Source organism: Serratia sp. root2 (assembly GCF_031931805.1).
Taxonomy (GTDB): domain Bacteria; phylum Pseudomonadota; class Gammaproteobacteria; order Enterobacterales; family Enterobacteriaceae; genus Serratia; species Serratia inhibens.
The window spans coordinates 395,799-414,185 of the sequence record NZ_JAUJXB010000001.1 but is presented as its reverse complement, the minus strand read 5'-3'; the positions used below and the strand labels follow the sequence as shown (position 1 = coordinate 414,185).

The 18,387-nt window shown below is 60.2% G+C and carries 18 protein-coding genes; 8 read left to right on the top strand and 10 right to left on the bottom strand.

The features are described 5' to 3' along the window. Positions 1-16 precede the first annotated feature (16 nt). The 5 genes from QZQ97_RS01910 to QZQ97_RS01890 are packed head-to-tail and all read left to right on the top strand — an operon-like array spanning position 17 to position 5,290. Entirely contained in the window at positions 17-757 is a 741-nt protein-coding gene (locus QZQ97_RS01910) for a phosphocholine cytidylyltransferase family protein (RefSeq protein WP_311991999.1), read from the top strand. Then, positions 754-2,040, top strand: a complete 1,287-nt coding sequence (locus QZQ97_RS01905) for a pyridoxal phosphate-dependent aminotransferase (RefSeq protein WP_311991998.1) — start codon at positions 754-756, stop codon at positions 2,038-2,040. Before QZQ97_RS01910 ends, QZQ97_RS01905 begins: the two co-directional genes overlap by 4 nt. After that, complete coding sequence (locus QZQ97_RS01900; protein ID WP_311991997.1) at positions 2,037-2,666, top strand: CDP-alcohol phosphatidyltransferase family protein; 630 nt, start codon at positions 2,037-2,039, stop codon at positions 2,664-2,666. Before QZQ97_RS01905 ends, QZQ97_RS01900 begins: the two co-directional genes overlap by 4 nt. Positions 2,667-2,695: 29 nt before the next feature. Next, entirely contained in the window at positions 2,696-3,988 is a 1,293-nt protein-coding gene (locus QZQ97_RS01895; protein WP_311991996.1) for an ATP-grasp domain-containing protein, read from the top strand. A 42-nt stretch (positions 3,989-4,030) separates the two neighbouring features. Next, positions 4,031-5,290, top strand: a complete 1,260-nt coding sequence (locus QZQ97_RS01890; protein ID WP_311991995.1) for an MFS transporter — start codon at positions 4,031-4,033, stop codon at positions 5,288-5,290. A gap of 73 nt (positions 5,291-5,363) precedes the next feature. Here the strand turns inward: QZQ97_RS01890 and QZQ97_RS01885 are convergent, their stop codons facing one another. Together QZQ97_RS01885 and QZQ97_RS01880 are read right to left on the bottom strand one after the other, a co-directional pair. Continuing rightward, positions 5,364-5,807 carry a DMT family transporter gene (locus QZQ97_RS01885; protein ID WP_311991994.1) on the bottom strand — a complete coding sequence of 148 codons (444 nt, stop codon included), beginning with the start codon at positions 5,805-5,807 and terminating at the stop codon, positions 5,364-5,366. A 4-nt stretch (positions 5,808-5,811) separates the two neighbouring features. After that, a complete protein-coding gene (locus QZQ97_RS01880; RefSeq protein ID WP_311991993.1) occupies positions 5,812-6,330 on the bottom strand; it encodes a GNAT family N-acetyltransferase in 519 nt (172 codons plus the stop codon). Between the two features lie 39 nt (positions 6,331-6,369). On the opposite strand from QZQ97_RS01880, the gene QZQ97_RS01875 reads away from it, so the two are divergent. Beyond that, entirely contained in the window at positions 6,370-6,939 is a 570-nt protein-coding gene (locus tag QZQ97_RS01875) for a helix-turn-helix domain-containing protein (RefSeq protein WP_311991992.1), read from the top strand. Positions 6,940-7,000: 61 nt separating this feature from the next. On the opposite strand, the gene QZQ97_RS01870 is transcribed toward QZQ97_RS01875, so the two are convergent. After that, complete coding sequence (locus QZQ97_RS01870) at positions 7,001-7,588, bottom strand: nitroreductase family protein (protein ID WP_065506367.1); 588 nt, start codon at positions 7,586-7,588, stop codon at positions 7,001-7,003. 89 nt (positions 7,589-7,677) lie between these two features. Further along, positions 7,678-8,556 carry a LysR substrate-binding domain-containing protein gene (locus tag QZQ97_RS01865; RefSeq protein WP_311991991.1) on the bottom strand — a complete coding sequence of 293 codons (879 nt, stop codon included), beginning with the start codon at positions 8,554-8,556 and terminating at the stop codon, positions 7,678-7,680. 121 nt (positions 8,557-8,677) lie between these two features. On the opposite strand from QZQ97_RS01865, the gene QZQ97_RS01860 reads away from it, so the two are divergent. Continuing rightward, positions 8,678-9,313, top strand: coding sequence for a flavodoxin family protein (locus QZQ97_RS01860; RefSeq protein WP_311991990.1), 636 nt, complete (start codon positions 8,678-8,680; stop codon positions 9,311-9,313). Positions 9,314-9,352: 39 nt separating this feature from the next. Here QZQ97_RS01860 and ssuD read toward each other — a convergent pair whose 3' ends face one another. Then, the gene (ssuD, locus tag QZQ97_RS01855; protein WP_311991989.1) at positions 9,353-10,525 is read right to left on the bottom strand and encodes an FMNH2-dependent alkanesulfonate monooxygenase; all 1,173 of its coding nucleotides are present in this window, start codon (positions 10,523-10,525) and stop codon (positions 9,353-9,355) included. Between the two features lie 283 nt (positions 10,526-10,808). Here ssuD and QZQ97_RS01850 point away from each other — a divergent pair, with 283 nt between their 5' ends. Then, the gene (locus QZQ97_RS01850; protein WP_311991988.1) at positions 10,809-12,716 is read left to right on the top strand and encodes a sigma-54-dependent Fis family transcriptional regulator; all 1,908 of its coding nucleotides are present in this window, start codon (positions 10,809-10,811) and stop codon (positions 12,714-12,716) included. Between the two features lie 14 nt (positions 12,717-12,730). Here the strand turns inward: QZQ97_RS01850 and QZQ97_RS01845 are convergent, their stop codons facing one another. Genes QZQ97_RS01845 through QZQ97_RS01825 form a run of 5 tightly spaced genes read right to left on the bottom strand, consistent with a single transcriptional unit; the run spans position 12,731 to position 18,380 of the window. After that, positions 12,731-13,843, bottom strand: a complete 1,113-nt coding sequence (locus tag QZQ97_RS01845) for an alkylhydroperoxidase domain protein (RefSeq protein WP_311991987.1) — start codon at positions 13,841-13,843, stop codon at positions 12,731-12,733. Continuing rightward, entirely contained in the window at positions 13,840-14,886 is a 1,047-nt protein-coding gene (locus QZQ97_RS01840; protein ID WP_311991986.1) for a putative FMN-dependent luciferase-like monooxygenase, read from the bottom strand. The genes QZQ97_RS01845 and QZQ97_RS01840 overlap by 4 nt, the downstream gene beginning before the upstream one ends. Next, the gene (locus QZQ97_RS01835) at positions 14,876-16,549 is read right to left on the bottom strand and encodes an ABC transporter ATP-binding protein (RefSeq protein ID WP_311991985.1); all 1,674 of its coding nucleotides are present in this window, start codon (positions 16,547-16,549) and stop codon (positions 14,876-14,878) included. Before QZQ97_RS01835 ends, QZQ97_RS01840 begins: the two co-directional genes overlap by 11 nt. Beyond that, positions 16,549-17,439 (bottom strand): ABC transporter permease, encoded by an 891-nt coding sequence (locus QZQ97_RS01830; protein WP_311991984.1) that lies wholly within the window; start codon positions 17,437-17,439, stop codon positions 16,549-16,551. The genes QZQ97_RS01835 and QZQ97_RS01830 overlap by 1 nt, the downstream gene beginning before the upstream one ends. Beyond that, on the bottom strand, positions 17,436-18,380 hold the full coding sequence (locus tag QZQ97_RS01825; RefSeq protein ID WP_311991983.1) for an ABC transporter permease: 945 nt from the start codon (positions 18,378-18,380) through the stop codon (positions 17,436-17,438). The genes QZQ97_RS01830 and QZQ97_RS01825 overlap by 4 nt, the downstream gene beginning before the upstream one ends. Positions 18,381-18,387 lie beyond the last annotated feature (7 nt).

Below are 18,387 nucleotides of genomic sequence, written 5' to 3'. Positions count from 1 at the left end.
CACAAGGAGATTGAAAATGCGTCTTGCATGTTTAATGGCAGGTTCAAGCAGCAGACTGCTGCCACTGACCACATCCCGGCATAAAGCCTGTCTGATGCTTGGAAAACGGCGAATGGTGGATTACCAACTTGAATCCTTTGACCGCGCCGGCATCGGGCATAAAACCTTCGTTCTGGGGCACGGCGCCACGGAGGTCGCGCAGATTCTGTTTGAATCATTGGGGGGCAGCCATTTTATTGTCTCGCACAATCCACAGTTCAAATCCCGCAATCTGGACTGGAGCGCCTGGCTGGCTCTCAGTCAACACCCTGGACCGGTGATTTACTATGAAGGCGACCTGCTTATCCCGCCGTCGTTGCTCAAGCAGGTGAAAGACAACCCGGCCGAAATTTGTATTGCGGTGGACTCCGACAGCAAAAATCCCAGTATCGATACGCTGGTTATCGCGCCCAATGGCAAGGTGGAACATTTGTTGTTTATTGAGCATGGGACGGCAAAAAGCCAACCGGGCGACGGGGCCATCGGCGAATTTATCTGCTTCGTCAAATTGGGCGAAGCGGCACGGCAATTTATCGTCGATGCGCTGAGTACTCTGCCGTTTGAGGGGGAAATGCAGCTTTACAAAATTTTTGAACAGGCATTCTCGCGTTTTCCGACAGCCTACGTCGACGCCGGCGGCCGCCCCTGGATTGAAGTGGACAATCACGGCGACCTGCAACGAGCTGCCCAGTTGGCCGAGGAGATCTTAACCTCATGAGAGAGCCTAACGCATTGGATCAGGTGAAACCGGCGCTGCTGAACAGCACGTTGTCCGACATCGGCGTTTACGTATCGAAAGCCATCTCGCAGGCCGCGCGTGACAACCCGGATATCATGAACATGAGCATCGGTGAACCGGCATTTGGCCCCCCCGCGCATTTGCTGGCAGAGATTGCCCAGACCGATCTGACCCAGGAGGCGTTTCTTTCCTCGGCGAAACGTTATGGGCACTCGTTGGGATCTCTGGCACTGCGTCAGGCGATCGCTGACTGGTATCTGCGCCGTTATAACCTCAAGGTCAATCCTGAAACCGAGGTCTTAATCACCCACGGAGGCGTTGAAGCCGTCGCACTGGCGATTCTGTGCTGCTCGAATCCTGGGGATACGCTGGCGATCACCGATCCTTCCTATATGTTGTATGAACGCGCCCTGCTGGCTCTCGGCCGCCAGCCTCGGCGCTTTTCGCGCCCGGTCGGGGATGCAGAATTCACCGACCTGATCGACAGCGACCCGTCATTCCGACGCCAACTCGGCGGGGCAAAAGCGGTGATTGTCAACTCCCCGGAAAACCCATCGGGCTATGTGCTGTCGGCCGATGAATGGCAACAGCTCATGCGCTGCGCCGAACGCAGCGGCGCCTGGGTCATTCACGATGAAGTCTATGACAGCATGGCATTTAACCGCCCGCATTACCCTGCACGCAGCTTCGATCCCCTGGCGAGCAGGACGGTGCTGGCCAACAGCTTTTCCAAAAAATTCGGCATTCCCGGCCTGCGCATCGGCTGGTTGGTCGGAAGCGCCGAATTTATCGCCACGGCCAGCAAAACCCACGACTACCTGGTGCTTGGCGTTAACCGCCAATATGAACAGATTGCCTTGCGCATACTCCAGGACGCGCAAACCGACGATTGGCTGGCGGACAAGCAAAAAATGCTTCACTCGCGAATACGCCTGGCAAAACAGCAGTTAACGCCGGCGTTGGGGTTCAGTTGGCCACGTTCGCCGATGGGGGGAATGTTTTTGTTTCCCTGCGTTAGAGGGCTTTATCAACGTTTGCCGCTGGCGCAACGGCAACGTTTTGCCACCGTGGGCGAGAGCGTCGCAGATTACTTGTTGCAGGTTGCACGCGTCGCCACGGTCCCCGGCATTATTTACGGGCAAAGCTGCGCCGACCATATCAGGATCGTCCTGTGTTGTGATGAACCGACGTTCCACACCGCGCTTGAACGATTGGCTAATTGCCATCACGCCACACTCACTCAAAAACTGGAACTGCCATGATGTCAAAACAGCGCCATTGGTTGATGCCCGGTAAATATATAGATGGCGCGAACCTGGTAACCGCTATCAATGTTCTGGCGGGGATCGTAGCGTTGATGCTGGTTTTAGCCCACCGTCCGGGGTGGGCGATCCTGCTGGTGTTTATCGCTATTTTGCTCGATCACCTTGATGGATATCTGGCCCGGCGTTTTTATGCTCATCAGCAGGAGAAACGGGCATTTGGCAAACAGTTCGATACATTGGCCGACATGCTGAATTTCAATGTGGTTACCGCCATATTGTTGTTCCAGCAGTTTGCCTATCTCCCCCTTCTGACCGGCGTCATTTCGGCCTCCATCGTCCTGTTTGGCTGCGTACGCCTGTCGCACTTTACTCTGCAAACAGGAACGGGGGATGAGAGCGCTTATGGTCTGCAAACACCTTACGCCGCCTTTATCATCACCAATATGTTGTTGCTGAACACGGCCGGCTATTTGCCCGACGGTCTGGTGCTGCTCGTTGCTGCCATCATTTCCATTTTGCAAATAGCCTGCGTTCCCATCCGTATGCCCAGCGCCACTTTTTGCGTCACGGCTCTCAGCGTGCTGTTCTTTATCAATCTGTTGATCTGCGGTTTCCCAAATTAGCCCCTATTTTATTTCAAGGAGAAATGCTTATGGCTCACGTTATCTTTATCGACAGCACCCCGACCGGTCTGAACGCCTTTCGCAGCGCTCAGCGGCTCGGCCATCAGGTCACCTTTATTCATCCGACCAAGTCTTCGAGCTTCGTCAGCATCATGTCGAAAGACCCGGCGAAACTGGCTAACCAGTTGGGGCATGTCGATCGTTATATCGAGGTAGATACATTGGAAAACGAGCACCTTTTCCCCGTGCTCGAGACCTTGGTGAAAGAGAATCCGTTCGACACGGTAATCAGTTCGGCCGAGACCGGCATCATGGCGGCCGCCTGTGCGGCCGAAAAATGGGGAACGCGCTATCCCAGCCCGCAAGATCTGGGCAATGCGATATTTAAGAATCGCTTGCGTACCACGCTGAAGAACAACGGTATCCGCTCACCGGATTTTGAGGTGTTAAATGAAGAGGAACTGTTGCAAGGGCCAAAAAAAATCGCGCTGCCGTTTGTGGTAAAGCCCATTCGCGGTTTTGCCAAACAGTTCTCCGCTATTTGCCGCACGCAGAGCGATTTCGATAATTATGTCGATAACCTGAAGATCGATCGGGCCAACAGCGCCTTGATTGACAGCGTCGTGTCGCATGAATATATCATCGAAGAATACGTCACCGGCACCCTGCACTCCGCGGAGGTGATCGTGCGTGAAGGCGAGGTCATGTTTTACGCCACCACCACCCGTTACCGTGCACATTATTACGACCTGCTGGAACTGGCGGCGGTAATGCCCTCCGGTTTACCGAAACAAACGCGTGACGAGATGAAAACCTATCTGCAAGCGGTGTTTACCGCCCTGAACATTCAGATTGGCCTGTATCACGTAGAATTGCTGTTAACCGACAGCGGCCCGGTGCTGGTGGAAATCAATGCCCGAATGATGGGCAGCGTGTCTCCGATCATGTATCAGATTCAGACAGGCCACGATCCTTTCGAGTATTTGATCCGCCTGCATCTGGGGGAGCCGGTCAATGTCAACGACGACGAGTTTACCAATGCGGGGATCACTCTCGCGGTGGCGGCCAGACATGGGGGCACCATTTCCTCATCCTTCCGACCGGAACAGCTCGATGAACTGCTGGCTCGCTACGAGATCCCGCACAATACGCTGAATATCTATGCCGGCAGGGAGATTGGGCGCTACGAGGGCAATTTCAGCATTATGGGACATGTCATTATTCTGGCCGACACGCCGCAGGAAGTGGCTGAAAAAGGGCATCGCTTCCTGAACGAAATAGATGCGCTGATTGGATTGGAAACGGCAAAATACTTTGCCTAACGCTGACTGCATGCACACTGGCGAGTTAAGGAAGCAGTTCAAATGACGACACGGGATTCGATTTTTCATTATCCGGCATTCGTACGATTCTGTATGGGGGATATTGCCACTCAGCTCGGCACGGCGATAGTGATTATCGTTATCCCGCTCATCGCCATAACCTTTCTTGATGCGACACCGTTCGAGATAGGCCTGCTGGCCGCCAGTGAACGTTTACCCTTTATTATCTTCAGCCTGATCGCCGGTGTGTCCGCTGATAAGTGGGAGCGCCGGTCGATTCTGTTTTGCGCTAATTTTCTGCGTGTCGTTTTGCTGCTGATCATCATGTTTATCGTTTGGAGCGGCGCATTGTCAGTGATGACTCTGGCGGCGATGGTCTTTATCGTCGGCGCCGCCAATGTCTATTTTGAAGTGGCTTACTGGACTTATATCCCCGCTCTGGTTCCCGGACGGCTGATAGCCAAAGGCAACGGCGCTCTGGCGGCCATTGCCGGTGCGGCAGAGTTGGTCGGGCCTGCCGTGGGTGGCATGCTGTTAAAAATTGCCGGCATTCCAGGGGCCTTGCTATTGAACAGCCTGCTGTTTCTGGTGGGCAGTGGCATGATCCTGACCGTCCCCAAGAATAAACCTGCGCCTCCCGAGGGGGCCGCTCCGTCAAGCCTCAGCCAAATCAAACTGGGTATTCACACCCTTTTCCATTCACCGCCGTTACGCCGCCTGGTGATTATCGGCGCGGTGTGGAACATTTTCGCCTGCGCGGCGACCCCGCAAATCATGGTTTACCTCACCCGAACGCTGGGCCTTGCCACCACGCAAGTCGGCTTGATTCTGGGGTTGCAGGGGCTGGGTGGATTGATCGGCGCACTTTGTGCCGGCAAGGCCAGCGAACGGCTGGGGCACGGGCGCAGCATCATGGTGGGCGGGGTGATTTACAGCCTTTTCACTTTGGCTATTTGCACCGTGACGCAAGCAGCACCGCAAGATCAGCTGCTACTCGGTGCCTTCCTGTTTTGCGCAGGTTGGGGCTCGTCAATTGGAGTGGTCAATATTATCAGCCTCCGGCAGTTGGTTAGCCCCGAATACCTGCTGGGTCGGATCAACGCCAGCTTTCGCTTCATCACCTGGGGGATCATGCCGCCGGCTGCCCTGCTGGGGGGTGCTCTTTCGCAGTTGATCAACAGCCGGTTTGTCATTATTTCCGCTTGTCTGCTCGGGCTCGCCTTTATCTTGTGCTCATACCGTAAAAGCACGGCCCTACTCGGCATAGACACACCACCCGACCGCCTTAGCGAAAACGGCTAACCTGTAGAATATTGCACAACCGGCGCTGACGCCGACAAGCCCGCCAGGGGAAAAACCGGCGGGCTTTTTCTCTTCAAAAACTTCTTTTGGCCACCAAAAAAGCGCCCACCACCAACAGCACCGCGCCGAGTAACGCAGGCAGGTTGTCGCGCAACGCAGCAGGCCCGGCCTTGTAAATATCCACCGCCAACCCCGCCACCAGTTGGCTGGCGACCAGCACCGAAATGGTGGTCGCGGCCCCCAGCTTTTGGTAACCCAAAATGCCGGAAAAGACAAAGAACGACCCCAGCAGGCCGGGCAACAGCATCCAGCCCCTGAAATTGCCGGTCACCTCAGCCAGGGCGCTGGCGCCGTTTTTGGCGAACAGCAACGCCATCAACAGCAACAGGCCGACGCTGGAATTGATCACCAGGGCGATCAGGATCGTCGATGCGCTTGCGCTGATGCGCACCATCAGCAGGTTTTGGACGACCAGGCTGATGCCCGCCGCCACCAGCAGCAATAACATGATATTCATAGGATTAGCGGGCCGGCGGTGATTTTTCGTGATCAAGCTGCAACTGCAAAAAGGTCAAATCCAGCCATTTGCCGAATTTGGCGCCCACTTCGCTCATTCGCCCCACGTTCTGGAACCCCAGATTAAGGTGCAGCTGTATCGACGCGGTATTGCCGGATTCGATGCCTGCCACCATTACATGTTTGCCGATAGCTCTCGCCTGTTCAATCAGGGTCGTCAGCAAGATTTTCCCCACTCCGCCACCGCGGCTGTCGCGCCGTACATACACCGAATGTTCCACGGTGTGACGATAGCCGTCCCACGCCCGCCAGTCGCCGAACGAGGCATAGCCAATCACCTCACCCGCCTCATTGTCGGCCACCAGCACCGGATACCCCGCCGCCTGGCGTTCCGCCATCCATGCCGCACGGTTCGCCGCATCGACGGTGAGTTCATTCCAGATCGCCGTGGTGTTAAGCACGGCGTCGTTATAGATAGCGGCAATGCCTTCGCTATCGGTTATAGTCGCGTTACGGATAAGCATGTTGACCCCCTGGTTGACTGTCCACTATCATACTACGATATGAACAATAAATTAGACAATCTAAATCAGCGCATCGGCGCACGCATCCGCATCGAACGCGAAGCCCGTCATTGGTCCTTGTCCGATCTGGCCGAACGGGCCGGCGTTTCGCGTGCCATGGTGCATAAAATCGAACGCGGCGACAGCAGCCCTACCGCCATGCTGCTGGCCAGGCTTTCCGGCGCCTTCGGCCTGAGCATGTCCAAACTGATTGCGCGTGCGGAAACGCAGGAAGGCCGGCTGTTGCGCCGGGAGGATCAACCGGTCTGGGTCGATCCCGAAAGCGGTTACGTCCGCCGTCATGTGTCCCCGCGCTCAGACATTCCGCTCGATCTGGTGCGCGTTGAACTGCCCGCCGGGGCGGAGATCCCGATGCCAGCCTCGGTCTACGCGTTCAAACGCCAGTTAATCTGGCTGCTGGCCGGCTCGCTGGTATTCCAGGAAGGGGAAAATCGCCATGAAATGGCAGAAGGGGATTGCCTTGAACTTGGCCCACCGGCGGACTGCGTGTTCAAAAACGAGAGCGGCGAGCCCTGCATTTACCTGGTTGTGGTGATGAGCAAAGCCTGAATAAAGCAAAAAGCCCGCAGAGTTTCCCCCTCTGCGGGCTTTTTCGCGTCAGACGGAACGATTACAGGGTGAAGTTCAACCCTTCGACCACCGTCTGCTCCAGCGGCAACCGCCCTGATGGGATCTCCTTTTGCTGCAGGAACTCCGGCAGCAGGGATTTATCACCCGCTTTACCGATCGCCACCATGCCGTGCACCACATAGTTATCCGGCAGGTTCAGCGCCGCCTTGATTTTGTCGTGGTGGACGCCGCCCATGCAGTGGGTCAGCCAGCCTTTCAAATGCGCCTGCAACGCCAGATTCGCCCAGGCGGCGCCGGCATCAAACGCATGGCTCGGGTTAGCGACTTCCTTCTCGCCGTTCAGGCTGGTGGTTTTGGAGATCACCACCACCAGCGCCGAAGCGTGCTGCGCCCAACCGCGGTTGAACTCGATCAGGAAATCCAGATAGCTGTCCCAGCTGGCCGAGCCGTGCTTGCTGTAAGCAAAGCGCCAGGGCTGGATGTTATACGCCGAAGGCGACCAGCGTGCCGCTTCAAAGAAGCTCAGCAGGGTTTCGTCGTCGATCGGATCATTGGCCAGCGCACGCGGCGACCAGCGTTCAATAAACTGCGCATCAATCGGGTAATCAGAAGTTCTTGGCTGGCTCATGGACATCTCTCTCATGGGAATGGAATACCGAATTTACCCAATATTCCCACGCCCCACATCAGAAAAGTTTTTATTTTGTGCTTTGTTCACTACCGCAATTCCTGCTGCAACCAGCTCAGAAACGCCCGCACCGGCGGGTGTCGTTCGCGCCCCGGCACGCACAGCGCAGTATAAGCGGCACCCGGTACGCAAATTTCCGGTCGGTAAGCCACCAGAAGCCCGTTACGCACCAGATCGGACACCATCACCGAACTGGCCAGCACCAGCCCCTGCCCAGCCACCGCCGCCTGCAAGGCATAATGCTCTTCGTCATAACCCCGCAGCGCCGAGTGCCGCTGCCACCAATCGACCCCGGCGGCCTGGCACCAGTCACGCCAGCCGTTTTCATACAGCGTAGAGTCCTGCCAGTGAACGGTGATCAGCGTTGGCGCGGGGTGTTCCGCCACAGGCAGCCCCGGCGCGCCGTAAACGCCAAAGCGCTCGTCCAGCCGTGCGGCCTGATGCAACTGGGGGTAATTGGCGTTGCTGTAGCGTATCGCAATGTCCACGCTGGCGTCCTGCTGCAGGTCAATCACCTCGGCGCAAGCCTCCAGGCGAACCAGATAATGCGGATAGGCCTGATAAAAACGCCCCAGGCGCGGCACCAGCCACAGCGCCGCGAAAGAATGGGTGACGGAAACGCACAATGAGCCGGCACTGGGCACCGGCCGCAGTGCATCCAGCGTATTTGCCACATCGAGGAGCGCGGTGTGTACTCCAGCGAACAAACGCTCCCCTTTCTCCGTCAGCCGCACGCCGCGCGGTACCCTGTCGAACAGTGCAAAACCCAACTGCTGCTCCAGCGCCTTGATCTGGTGCGAAACGGCGGTTGGCGTAACCGCCAGCTCCAGCGCAGCCTGCTTAAAACTGCGCAAACGGGCGGAGGATTCAAAGGTGCGCAGTGCGGTAACCGGAAGCGTGGCAAACATGGTGGGCAATCCGTAGAGATGAATTCAATTCATCCTGGCAGAGAAAGCGTCATTTGTCGCCTGAACCTCGTCTCTCATAGAGTGGCGATGACAATTTCACGCTCGGAAAAAGGAGAATCACATGAATTCAACTCATCAACCCAAACGCCTTATCGTGCTGGTCGGCAGCCCGCGCCGCGACGGTAACAGCGCCGCGTTGGCGCAAGCCGTCATGGCGGGTGCCGCCGAGGCGGGGACCGGGGCCAGCCTGCATTTTCTGGATGACTATATCAGCGGATTTCTGACGGATGAGCGCCACAACCCACCGCCGGCCGACCGCTATGGCGAACTGTTCCTGGAGCATTTTCTGCCGGCCGATGCCGCGGTGTTTTGCACCCCCATTTACTGGTACGGCATGTCGGCGCAGACCAAAGCCTTTTTCGATCGCTCTTTCAGCTATTACGCCGACGCCTACCCGGATGCGAAGCAGGTACATCAGCGCATGAGCGGCAAACGCATCGGGCTGGCGGTTGCCTCGGAAGAAACCTATCCCGGGGCCGCAATGGGCATCGCGCATCAGATCCAGGAGTTCAGCCGCTACTCGCATTCCGAGTTTGTCGGGGTGGTGCACGGCGCGGGCAACAGTCGGGGCGAAATCAGCCGCGATCCGCGCAACCCGCTGTTGGCCGCCCGCGATCTGGGCCGCGAGATCTTCACGCGACCCTATTCGGATTACCGGATGGACACGCCGCGCAGCTCGCAGGTTTGGCGACAATAACCCAAACGGCCACTGAGGATAATGCCGCGTGCATTGCTATCAGACCGCCTTTACCGCCTGGCCCGGCCGTTTGTCGCCGCCGATGGTTTCACCGAACGGGCCGGTATTCACCGTGCGCGCCGCCGCGTTCAACGGCTGCGCCAGCGGCAGCAGCGGCATCACCAGTTCGGCGAAGCGATGTGCCTCTTCGAGGTGCGGATAGCCGGAAAGGATAAAGTTGTCGATGCCAAGTTGCCGATATTCGAGGATGCGCTCCGCCACCTGTTGCGGATTGCCCACCAGCGCGGTGCCGGCGCCGCCGCGCACCAGGCCGACGCCGGCCCACAGGTTAGGGCCGATGCGCAGATCATCGCGCGAGCCGCCATGCAGTGCGCTCATGCGTTTTTGCCCGGTGGAATCCATGCGCGCGAAAATTTTCTGCGCGGCGGCGATGGTGCCTTCATCCAGATGGCTTATCAGCCGATCGGCGGCGGCCCAGGCTTCCTCTTCCGTCTCGCGCACAATGACGTGCAGGCGAATGCCGTAGTTGAGCTTGCGCCCCTGTTGTTCGGCGCGTTGGCGCACCACCGCCAGTTTCTCCGCCACCTGCTCCAGCGGCTCGCCCCAGGTGAGATAGGTGTCTATCTGGTTGGCGGCGATGTCGATGGCCTCTTCGGAGGAACCGCCGAAATAGAGTGGCGGGCCGTTTTGCTGCACCGGCGGAAACAGCAGTTCCGCGCCTTCGACATGAATGTGCTTGCCTGCAAAATCAACCTTTTCGCCTTTCATTAAGCGCTGGTAGACCTCGAGAAACTCCTGCGTCACCTCATAGCGCTCAGCGTGGTTAAGGAAAATGCCGTCTCCCTTGTTCTCTACCGGGTCGCCGCCGGTCACCACGTTGATCAGCAGCCGTCCCTCAGACAGCCGGTCCAGCGTTGCCGCCATGCGCGCAGCCAGGCTCGGCGGCTGCAAACCCGGCCTTACCGCCACCAGATAGCGCAGACGGCGGGTGATCGGCGCCAGTGCCGCCGCCACCAGCCAGGAATCTTCGCAGCTCTTGCCGGTGGGGATCAGCACGCCGTAATACCCCAGATTGTCGGCAGCCAGCGCCACTTGTTGCAGGTAGGGTAAATCCACCGGCCGCCCACCCTGAGCTGTGCCGAGATAGCGGCCGTCGCCGTGGGTCGGCAGGAACCAGAAAACGTTAATATTCTCTTTCACGGACTCAGTCATTATGCCTTTCCCATATAACCATTCCTGGTTTTAATCGATAGAAAAATACCCTTTGGTTATAAACCTGTCAGCAGGATGCATGCCAGCATTGCGGTTTTTTTTAGTTGTTTAAAATCATCTGGTTGTCGATTTTCAGCCCAGGCAAAACTGCTGCATTGGCAACAGCCGTTGCTGACGAATTGCTGCATTTGCAGCAACCCGCGCTTTTGCTCCCCTCGCCGTTACCGTCCTGCTGGGATAAGATTTTTTCTCCGTTAGCCTCGGCCAAGCCTGGAGCCGCCCAATGCATAACCCGCAACCCTATGCGCCAGACAAACCGGTGTTGATCGACCCGGCGTCGATCGCCTTTCAAAGCGTGCTGGACCGGTTGGCGCCGACCGAAGCCACGGTGCTGATCGTCGGTGAAACCGGCACCGGCAAGGAGGTGGTGGCGCGCTATCTGCACCACAACAGCCTGCGCCGTCATCAGCCGTTTTTGGCGGTGAACTGCGGCGCGCTGACCGAAAGCCTCGCCGAGGCCGAGCTGTTCGGCCATGAGAAAGGTGCCTTTACCGGTGCCACCAGCACCCATCAGGGGTGGTTCGAGGCGGCGGAAGGCGGCACCCTGCTGCTGGATGAAATTGGCGAGCTGAGCCTGCCATTACAGGTAAAACTGTTGCGGGTATTGCAGGAACGGGAGATCACCCGTGTCGGTTCACGCAAGGCGCTGAAGGTGGATGTCCGGGTGATTGCCGCCACCCACGTGGATTTGGCCAGCGCGATCCGCGAACGGTTGTTTCGCGAAGACCTCTATTATCGGCTCAACGTGGCGGCGGTCACGCTACCGCCGCTGCGCCAACGGCCGGACGATATTCCGGTGCTGGCCCAGCATTTTCTTACGCTGTACGGCCACCGGTTGGGGCGGCCCCGGCTGCGGCTGGCGCCGGAAACCTTGCAGGCGCTGTTGGATTATCACTGGCCGGGCAACGTGCGTGAACTGGAAAATACCCTGCACAACGCCGTGCTGCTGAGCAAAGATGCGCTGATCGCCCCCCACCAATTGCGACTCAATCAAAGCCTGCAGGATGCCGGCCTCGCCGGCGATGACGCAATCGGGCACTTTATGCGCCGCCAGTTGCAAGGAGACACCACGCAGCTCTATCAGCGGGTGCTGAACTCGCTGGTACACAACGCCTTCGAGGCCAGCGACGGCAACCAATTGCAAACCGCCATGCTGCTTGGCATCAGTCGCAATACGCTGCGCACCCACCTGGCGCACCTCGGGCTGATCAAACCGCGCCGCCGCACCGCCGCTACCGTCGCCTCTCCTCCAGCCGCCTGGCCGCAGCAGGAACGAGAGTTGCGTATCGGCTACCAGAAATTCGGCAATCTCGGGGTACTCAAAGCGCGGCAAAGTCTGGAGCAGCGCTTCGCCGACCGGCACATCAGCATCCTGTGGAGCGAGTTCCCCGCCGGGCCGCAGCTATTGCATGCGCTGAATAACGATGAGATCGATTTCGGCACCACCGGCGAGGTGCCGCCGATTTTCGCCCAGGCTCAGGGGCATGGCATGGTCTATGTGGCCTATGAACCACCGGCGCCGCAAAGCGTGGCGATGGTGGTGCCGAACGACAGCCCGATCCGCAGCGCCGCCGATCTGCGCGGCAAGCGCATCGCGGTCAACAAAGGCTCCAACGTTCACTATTTACTGGTGCAGATGCTCGACGAGCAAGGGCTGGCGCTACGCGACGTGCGCATAGTCTATGCGCCGCCGAAGTATCCGCTGTCGGCGACCGACTATCAGGCTGTAGATGCCTGGATGATGTGGGATCCGTTGCTCAGCGACGCACAGCGCTCGGGGACATTGCGGGTGATCGCCGACGGCACGCAGCGGGTGTTGAATCAGCAGTTCTATCTGGCGAGACGTCGCTTTGCCGAGCAGTCGGGCGATCTGCTTCAGCAGGTAATGCTGGCGCTGCAAAATACCGGCCGCTACATTGCCGAACAGCCGGTTGAGGCGGCGCGTTATCTCTCCAGCGAACTGGGGTTGCCACCGGCCTCGCTTGAGCTGGCGTTGTCTCGCCGTAGCCACGAAACCCGCGCCATGAATGTCCAGGTGATTCGCGAACAACAACGCATTGCCGATCGGTTTTACGCCCTGGGCCTGCTGCCCAGAGCGATCACCGTGCGCGATGCGGTGTGGCCGATGTAAGGCGGGCGTCCGCCTTAATCGTCGAAGGGTTCGCCCAGCGTCAGCATCAGCCGGTTGGCCCAGGCAAAGAACGCCGTTGATTGCACCAGATCCAACAGTGCCAGTTCGTCCAGCCCCTGCTCGCGCAGCGCTGCCAGATGCTGAGCGTTAACCTGCGGCGGCGTGGCGGACAGCGCAGCGGCAAACTCAATCTGCGCCCGCCAGCGATCCCCTTGCCCCTCACTCAGTACGCCGCCCGGTGCAACGTCCAGCAGGCGCTGCACATCTTCCGTTTTTTTCGACAGTTGCGCCGCCTTGCGGGCATGTACCGAGGCGCAATAGATGCAGCCGTTGACCTTGCTGGCTACTGTCGCCGCCAGTTCGCGGTCTTTACGATCCAGCCCGCCGGGGGTGTAGAAAATCGCCCTGTCCGCCAGCGTGCGTTGTTCCAGCACCGGATGGTTGCGCGCCAGCAGGCGGAAATAATCCGAATCGCTATGCCCGAAGCGCGTCAACAACGCCTGGCCCGGCTCATCAAATTCCGCCAGCGGTTTGGCGGCGATCCACGGCTCCCACCCCAGTTCCTGGCGGGTAAACGCCGGTGGCGCATGGCGGCCGCTCAACGTGGCTGATTCGGTACGCCAACCGCCGGCCCTGACCTGAGTGCCGGTCACCTCAACCGGTTGATCGCCCAGCAGCCGGTAACCGGTCAGCAGACGGCTTTGGAAGCTGACAAAAGCGATCAGTTGCGACAGGGTAACGATGTCGTCCAGCGACCAACCGGCCTGCTGCAATCCCTGCAAATGCTGTGCGTCGGCGCTGGCGGGCTTGAACGCCAGCCGTTCGGCATGATCCAGCGCCGCCTGCCAACGCGGGCCAGCCGGTGCGCCACCCTGCCCTTGCAGCAACGCCGCGTAATGTGCGGCCAATGGCCGGTCGGCCTGCCATTCGCTGATGCGTTGCGCGATCTGCAGCCGCTGCGCCAGCGGGAAATCCCCGGCGTCGGCGGGAGCAAACAGCGCCAGATAGCTGGCCTGAATGGCGTCTGTCGCTGCCTGGCGCGTCGTTCTGGCCTGCGCCAAGGCGGAGTCGGGCGCGATCTCAGCCAGCGTCGCCAGCAGATCCTCAGTGTTCAATGTGGCTGTCATACCTTTTCCTCAGCGTGATGTTCGTGGGAGATGGAAGCGGGGTTGCGGCGTTGCCAGCCCAGCTCCGGTGCAACATGGCGGGCGATCAGCTCGATCGAGCGCAGTATGTGGGCATGCGGCGGGTCGATCGAATGCACCTGAAACGCCAGATCGGTCACTCGCGCCAGTGCGCTGTCTTGTTGCAGCGAGGCAATCACCTGTTCCGGCGTGCCCAGGTGCACGTCAAAGGCGCGGATCAATCCGTCGAGCGATTCGTCGGACGGCCGGTGGCCACTGGCGCGCAGGCGTTCCAGCCCACGGCCAAGCCCCTGCGCGGCAAAGTCCCGTGCCTGCTGGCTATGGTCGGTGACAAACGCCGTGCGCGAGCCCATGATACGCGGCGCGATGCCGGGCGGCAGCGCCGCCAGATAGGCGTCGATAATCGGGTTCTGCAACGCGTCCAACGGCAAATCCGGCGCATCCGCCGGGCGCGGTTGGGTGCGCGACAGCATCAAGCCATCACCGGCCCGCCCTGCGCGCTCGCCGCCCTCCACCGAGAAAGTGGCTTGCCAGACTCGCTGTGCCAACTGCGGGGCTGCCGGATACAAGCGGTTATCCTCGCCGCCCAACGCTTCGCCGCGCCAGGCCCGCAGCAGGGTGTTGACGTTGTCGGCAAACACCGCGTTGCGCTGTTGGGCATCGAACCCGAAAGCGCTGAACGAGGACGGGGTGCCGCCGGCGGCAATGCCGACCTCCAGCCGGCCGTCGGACAACAGATCCAGCACTGCGGTGTCTTCCGCCACGCGAATTGCCGACTCCATCGGCAGCGTGATAACCCCGGTGCCCAGCCGAATATGGCGGGTGCGCGCCGCCACCTGCGCCAGAAACACCAGCGGCGAAGGCAGGCCGCCCTCATCCTCATGGAAATGGTGCTGCGCCACCCAGGCGGTATCAAATCCGGCCCGTTCGGCATGCACGATCTGTTCGGTCGCCAGCCGGTAACGCTGTTGCGCGCTGCCCTGATCCAGCAACCGGGTGAAAAAACCAAGTCTCTTACTGCTCATGGAACGCGTCCTCACTCTTTGGCTGTGCGGCATGCCAGTGGCGGCCGGGAATGGCCTCAATCAGTTGACGGGTGTAATCGCTGCCCGGCATGGCGAACAGGTCGCGGGTAGCGCCGCCGTCCACCTGCTGCCCACGGTGCAACACCGATACGCTGTGCGAAATCTGCCGCACCGTCGCCAGATCATGCGAGATAAACAAATAGGTCAGCCCCAAGGCTTGCTGCAAGTCCTGCAACAAGCGCAGGATCTGCGCCTGCACCGTCACGTCCAGCGCCGAAGTGGCTTCGTCCAGCACCAACACCCGGGGCTGCAACACCAGTGCGCGGGCGATGGCCACCCGCTGGCGTTGGCCACCGGACAGCTCGCGCGGCTTGCGGCCAAGCAAATCGTCCGGCAACGCCACCCGTTCGAACAGCTCGCGCACCCGGCGATAACGCTCGGCTTTGCCCAAGGGTTCGAAGTTCAGCAGCGGCTCTTCGATGACCTGATACAGCGTCTGCGAAGGATCGAGCGAACCGAAGGGGTTCTGGTACACCAACTGAATACGGCGGCGGAACTGACGCAGCGCCTCCCCCTTCAACCGGGTGAAATCGGTGCCGTCGATAATGATTTGCCCGGCGTCCGGCCGCTGAAAACCGAGCAGGCAGCGCGCCAGCGTGGTCTTGCCGGAGCCGGACTCCCCCACCAGCGCATGGGTAGTACCGCCTGGTACGCTGAAGGAAACCTGATCCAGCGCGCGGTAGCTTTTGCCGCCGGAGCCGGCCAGACGAAAATCTTTCACCAACCCGTTAACCTGGATCGTCGGCTCTTGCGTGCCAAGGTTTAGCCGCGGCGCGGCGGCACCGGTCAGCGAAGGCACATCGGCGAACAGCCGGCGGGTATAGTCGCTGGCGGGTGCGCGCAGCACCTCGGCGGTCACGCCCTGCTCCTGCACCCGGCCGTGGCGGAATACCAGCAGCCGATCGGCGCGCTCCGCCGCCACCGCCAGATCGTGGGTGACCAGCAATACCGCAGTGCCGAATTCATGCCGCAGCTCGTCGATCAGATCAAGAATGCGTTTCTGCACCGTGACGTCCAGCGCGCTGGTGGGCTCATCGGCGATAATCAGCGCCGGCTGCAACGCAATGGCGATAGCGATCAACACCCGCTGTTTCATGCCGCCGGAAAGCTCGTGCGGGTACTGACGCGTCCGTAGCTCCGGGTGCGTCAGGCCAACGCGGGTCAGCAGCTCCACCACCCGCTGTTGCACCTGCTTGCGCGGCAAGCGACGGTGAATGTTGACGATCTCCGCCACCTGCTCACCGATGGTTTTTACCGGGTTAAGCGAGCTGGATGGGTCTTGCGGGATCAGGCTGATTTGCGCGCCGCGCACCGCATCCAGCCGGCGTGACGACCAGTGGGCAATGTCGGTGCCGTTGAGGCGGATTGCGCCCTGCTCCAGACGGCCGTTTTCCGTCAGCAGGCCAATGATCGCCTGCGCGGTGGTGGTCTTGCCGGAGCCGGACTCACCGACCAGCGCCACCACCTCACCCGGTTGGATCGAGAACGAGACGTCGTGTACCACCCGGCGGCTGCCGGTCGCCTCCTGATAGGCGATGGACACCTTGTCCAGCTCCAGCACCGGCGTGGCGGCGGCCCGTTGCAATGCGGTTTGAATGCTCATCAATGCGTCCTCGCCAGCGCGCGGCTGATGCGGTTAGCCGCCAGCACCACCGCCACCACCGCCAAACCGGGGAAAGTGGTCAGCCACCAGGCGGTGGAAATGTAGTTGCGCCCTTCGGCGATCAACAACCCCCACTCCGGCGTTGGCGGCGGCGTGCCGTAGCCAAGGAAGCTCAGGGTGGCGATCGCCAGAATGGCGCTGCCGAATTGCAGCGCCGAGAAGGCAATCACCGAGGTCAGCGAGTTCGGCAGAATATGCCGCCACAGCACCGCCCAAAAGGTGCCGCCGCTGCCATAGGCCGCTTCGACGTAATCGCTGTGGCGCACCCGCACCACCTCCGCGCGCGCCAGGCGGGCGAAGTTGGCGACCGAGGTGATGCCGACGGCGATCGCGGCATTCACCGTGCCAAACCCCAGCAGGATAATCACGCTTAGCGACAACAGCAGGCCGGGGATCGACAGCAACACATCGACCAGGCGCATGACCGCATCGTCCGCCACTCCGCCTACCGCTCCGGCAATCAGCCCGAGCGCGGTGCCCAGCAACAGGCCCAACGCCACCGCCACCAGCGCGGCGGACAGCGTTTGCGAAGCGCCATAAACAATGCGCGCGTAAAGATCACGCCCCAGTTGATCGGTGCCCAACCAGTGTGTGCCGCCCGGCGCCAGCCGCTGCGCGCCGGCAATGCCCTCGGTGCCGCTGTAAACGGTAAACAGTTGCGGCGCCAGCGCCCACAGTACCGCGATGGCGATCACCACCCAGGCCAGCAGCAGCGTCACCGGCACGCGCCTGCGGCGGCGCGGACGGCTGGCCGGCAAGGTGCCTTCACTTTCCAATCCGGCCAGATCGCGTTCCGGCACGGTCGCTTTTTCAAAGGAGATACTGCTCATACGGCGGCTCCTGTCTGCGTTTTCAACCGGGGATCCAGCAGCGGGAACAGCAGATCCACCAGCAGGTTGATGGTGACGAAGGCGGCGGCGGAGATCACCACAATCGCCTGCAATACCGCCACGTCTTGATTAAGCACCGCCTGCAGGGTCAATTGCCCCAGCCCGCTGCGGCCAAATACGGTTTCGGTGATCAGCGCGCCGGCGATCAGCTCGCCGAACAAAATGCCGGCGATGGTCAGCGCAGGCAGCATGGCGTTGCGCGCCACGTGCCGCCACAACACCCCGCTGCGGCTGGCGCCTTTGGCACGCGCCACGGCGACAAACGGCTGGGTCTGGACCTGATCGATGCTACGGATCAGGATCTGCGCCAGCGGGGCGGAGATGGGCACCGCCAGCGTCACGATCGGCAGAATCAACCCTTCCCACTCGCCCGGGTTGATCACCGGGATCAACTTAAGCTGGAATGAAAAAACCTGGATCAACACGATGCCCAGCCAGAAGGTAGGCACCGAAACAAACAGCGAGGGCAGCGATTGCAACGCCGATCTCAGCCCGCCAAAACCGCTCAAATTGGAGATAAAGGCAATCGCCAGCGCCAGGAGCAGCGCCAGCGAGAAACCCAGCACCGCCAATTGCAGCGTGGCGGGCAGGTTGGTGGCCAGCAGGCGGGTGACCGGTACGCCGGCCTGAATCGAGTAGCCCAGATCGCCGCGCAGCACGTTGCCCAGCGCGTGCAAATACTGCTGCCACAGCGACACGTTGGCCCCATAAGCGGCGCGCATATCGGCGATTTGCGCCGGGCTTAGCCCCATGTCCGGGTTCTGGAATTTAATCAGAATCGCATCGCCGGGCAGCACCTGCAGCAGGATAAACGACAGGGTAAAGGTCGCCCACAGCACCAGCACCGCCTGCCCAATGCGCCTCGCCAAATATCGGGTCATCGTTGCC

Coding starts and splice junctions, on each gene's coding strand:
- QZQ97_RS01910 (WP_311991999.1), top strand. CDS start 17: ATGCGTCTTGCATGTTTAATGGCAGGTTCAAGCAGCAGACTGCTGCCA.
- QZQ97_RS01880 (WP_311991993.1), bottom strand. CDS start 6,330: ATGCTTATCCGTAACGCGACTATAACCGATAGCGAAGGCATTGCCGCT.
- QZQ97_RS01860 (WP_311991990.1), top strand. CDS start 8,678: ATGAATTCAACTCATCAACCCAAACGCCTTATCGTGCTGGTCGGCAGC.
- ssuD (WP_311991989.1), bottom strand. CDS start 10,525: ATGACTGAGTCCGTGAAAGAGAATATTAACGTTTTCTGGTTCCTGCCG.
- QZQ97_RS01870 (WP_065506367.1), bottom strand. CDS start 7,588: ATGAGCCAGCCAAGAACTTCTGATTACCCGATTGATGCGCAGTTTATT.
- QZQ97_RS01885 (WP_311991994.1), bottom strand. CDS start 5,807: ATGAATATCATGTTATTGCTGCTGGTGGCGGCGGGCATCAGCCTGGTC.
- QZQ97_RS01905 (WP_311991998.1), top strand. CDS start 754: ATGAGAGAGCCTAACGCATTGGATCAGGTGAAACCGGCGCTGCTGAAC.
- QZQ97_RS01845 (WP_311991987.1), bottom strand. CDS start 13,843: ATGACAGCCACATTGAACACTGAGGATCTGCTGGCGACGCTGGCTGAG.
- QZQ97_RS01835 (WP_311991985.1), bottom strand. CDS start 16,549: ATGAGCATTCAAACCGCATTGCAACGGGCCGCCGCCACGCCGGTGCTG.
- QZQ97_RS01865 (WP_311991991.1), bottom strand. CDS start 8,556: ATGTTTGCCACGCTTCCGGTTACCGCACTGCGCACCTTTGAATCCTCC.
- QZQ97_RS01875 (WP_311991992.1), top strand. CDS start 6,370: ATGAACAATAAATTAGACAATCTAAATCAGCGCATCGGCGCACGCATC.
- QZQ97_RS01840 (WP_311991986.1), bottom strand. CDS start 14,886: ATGAGCAGTAAGAGACTTGGTTTTTTCACCCGGTTGCTGGATCAGGGC.
- QZQ97_RS01850 (WP_311991988.1), top strand. CDS start 10,809: ATGCATAACCCGCAACCCTATGCGCCAGACAAACCGGTGTTGATCGAC.
- QZQ97_RS01890 (WP_311991995.1), top strand. CDS start 4,031: ATGACGACACGGGATTCGATTTTTCATTATCCGGCATTCGTACGATTC.
- QZQ97_RS01900 (WP_311991997.1), top strand. CDS start 2,037: ATGATGTCAAAACAGCGCCATTGGTTGATGCCCGGTAAATATATAGAT.
- QZQ97_RS01830 (WP_311991984.1), bottom strand. CDS start 17,439: ATGAGCAGTATCTCCTTTGAAAAAGCGACCGTGCCGGAACGCGATCTG.
- QZQ97_RS01895 (WP_311991996.1), top strand. CDS start 2,696: ATGGCTCACGTTATCTTTATCGACAGCACCCCGACCGGTCTGAACGCC.
- QZQ97_RS01825 (WP_311991983.1), bottom strand. CDS start 18,380: ATGACCCGATATTTGGCGAGGCGCATTGGGCAGGCGGTGCTGGTGCTG.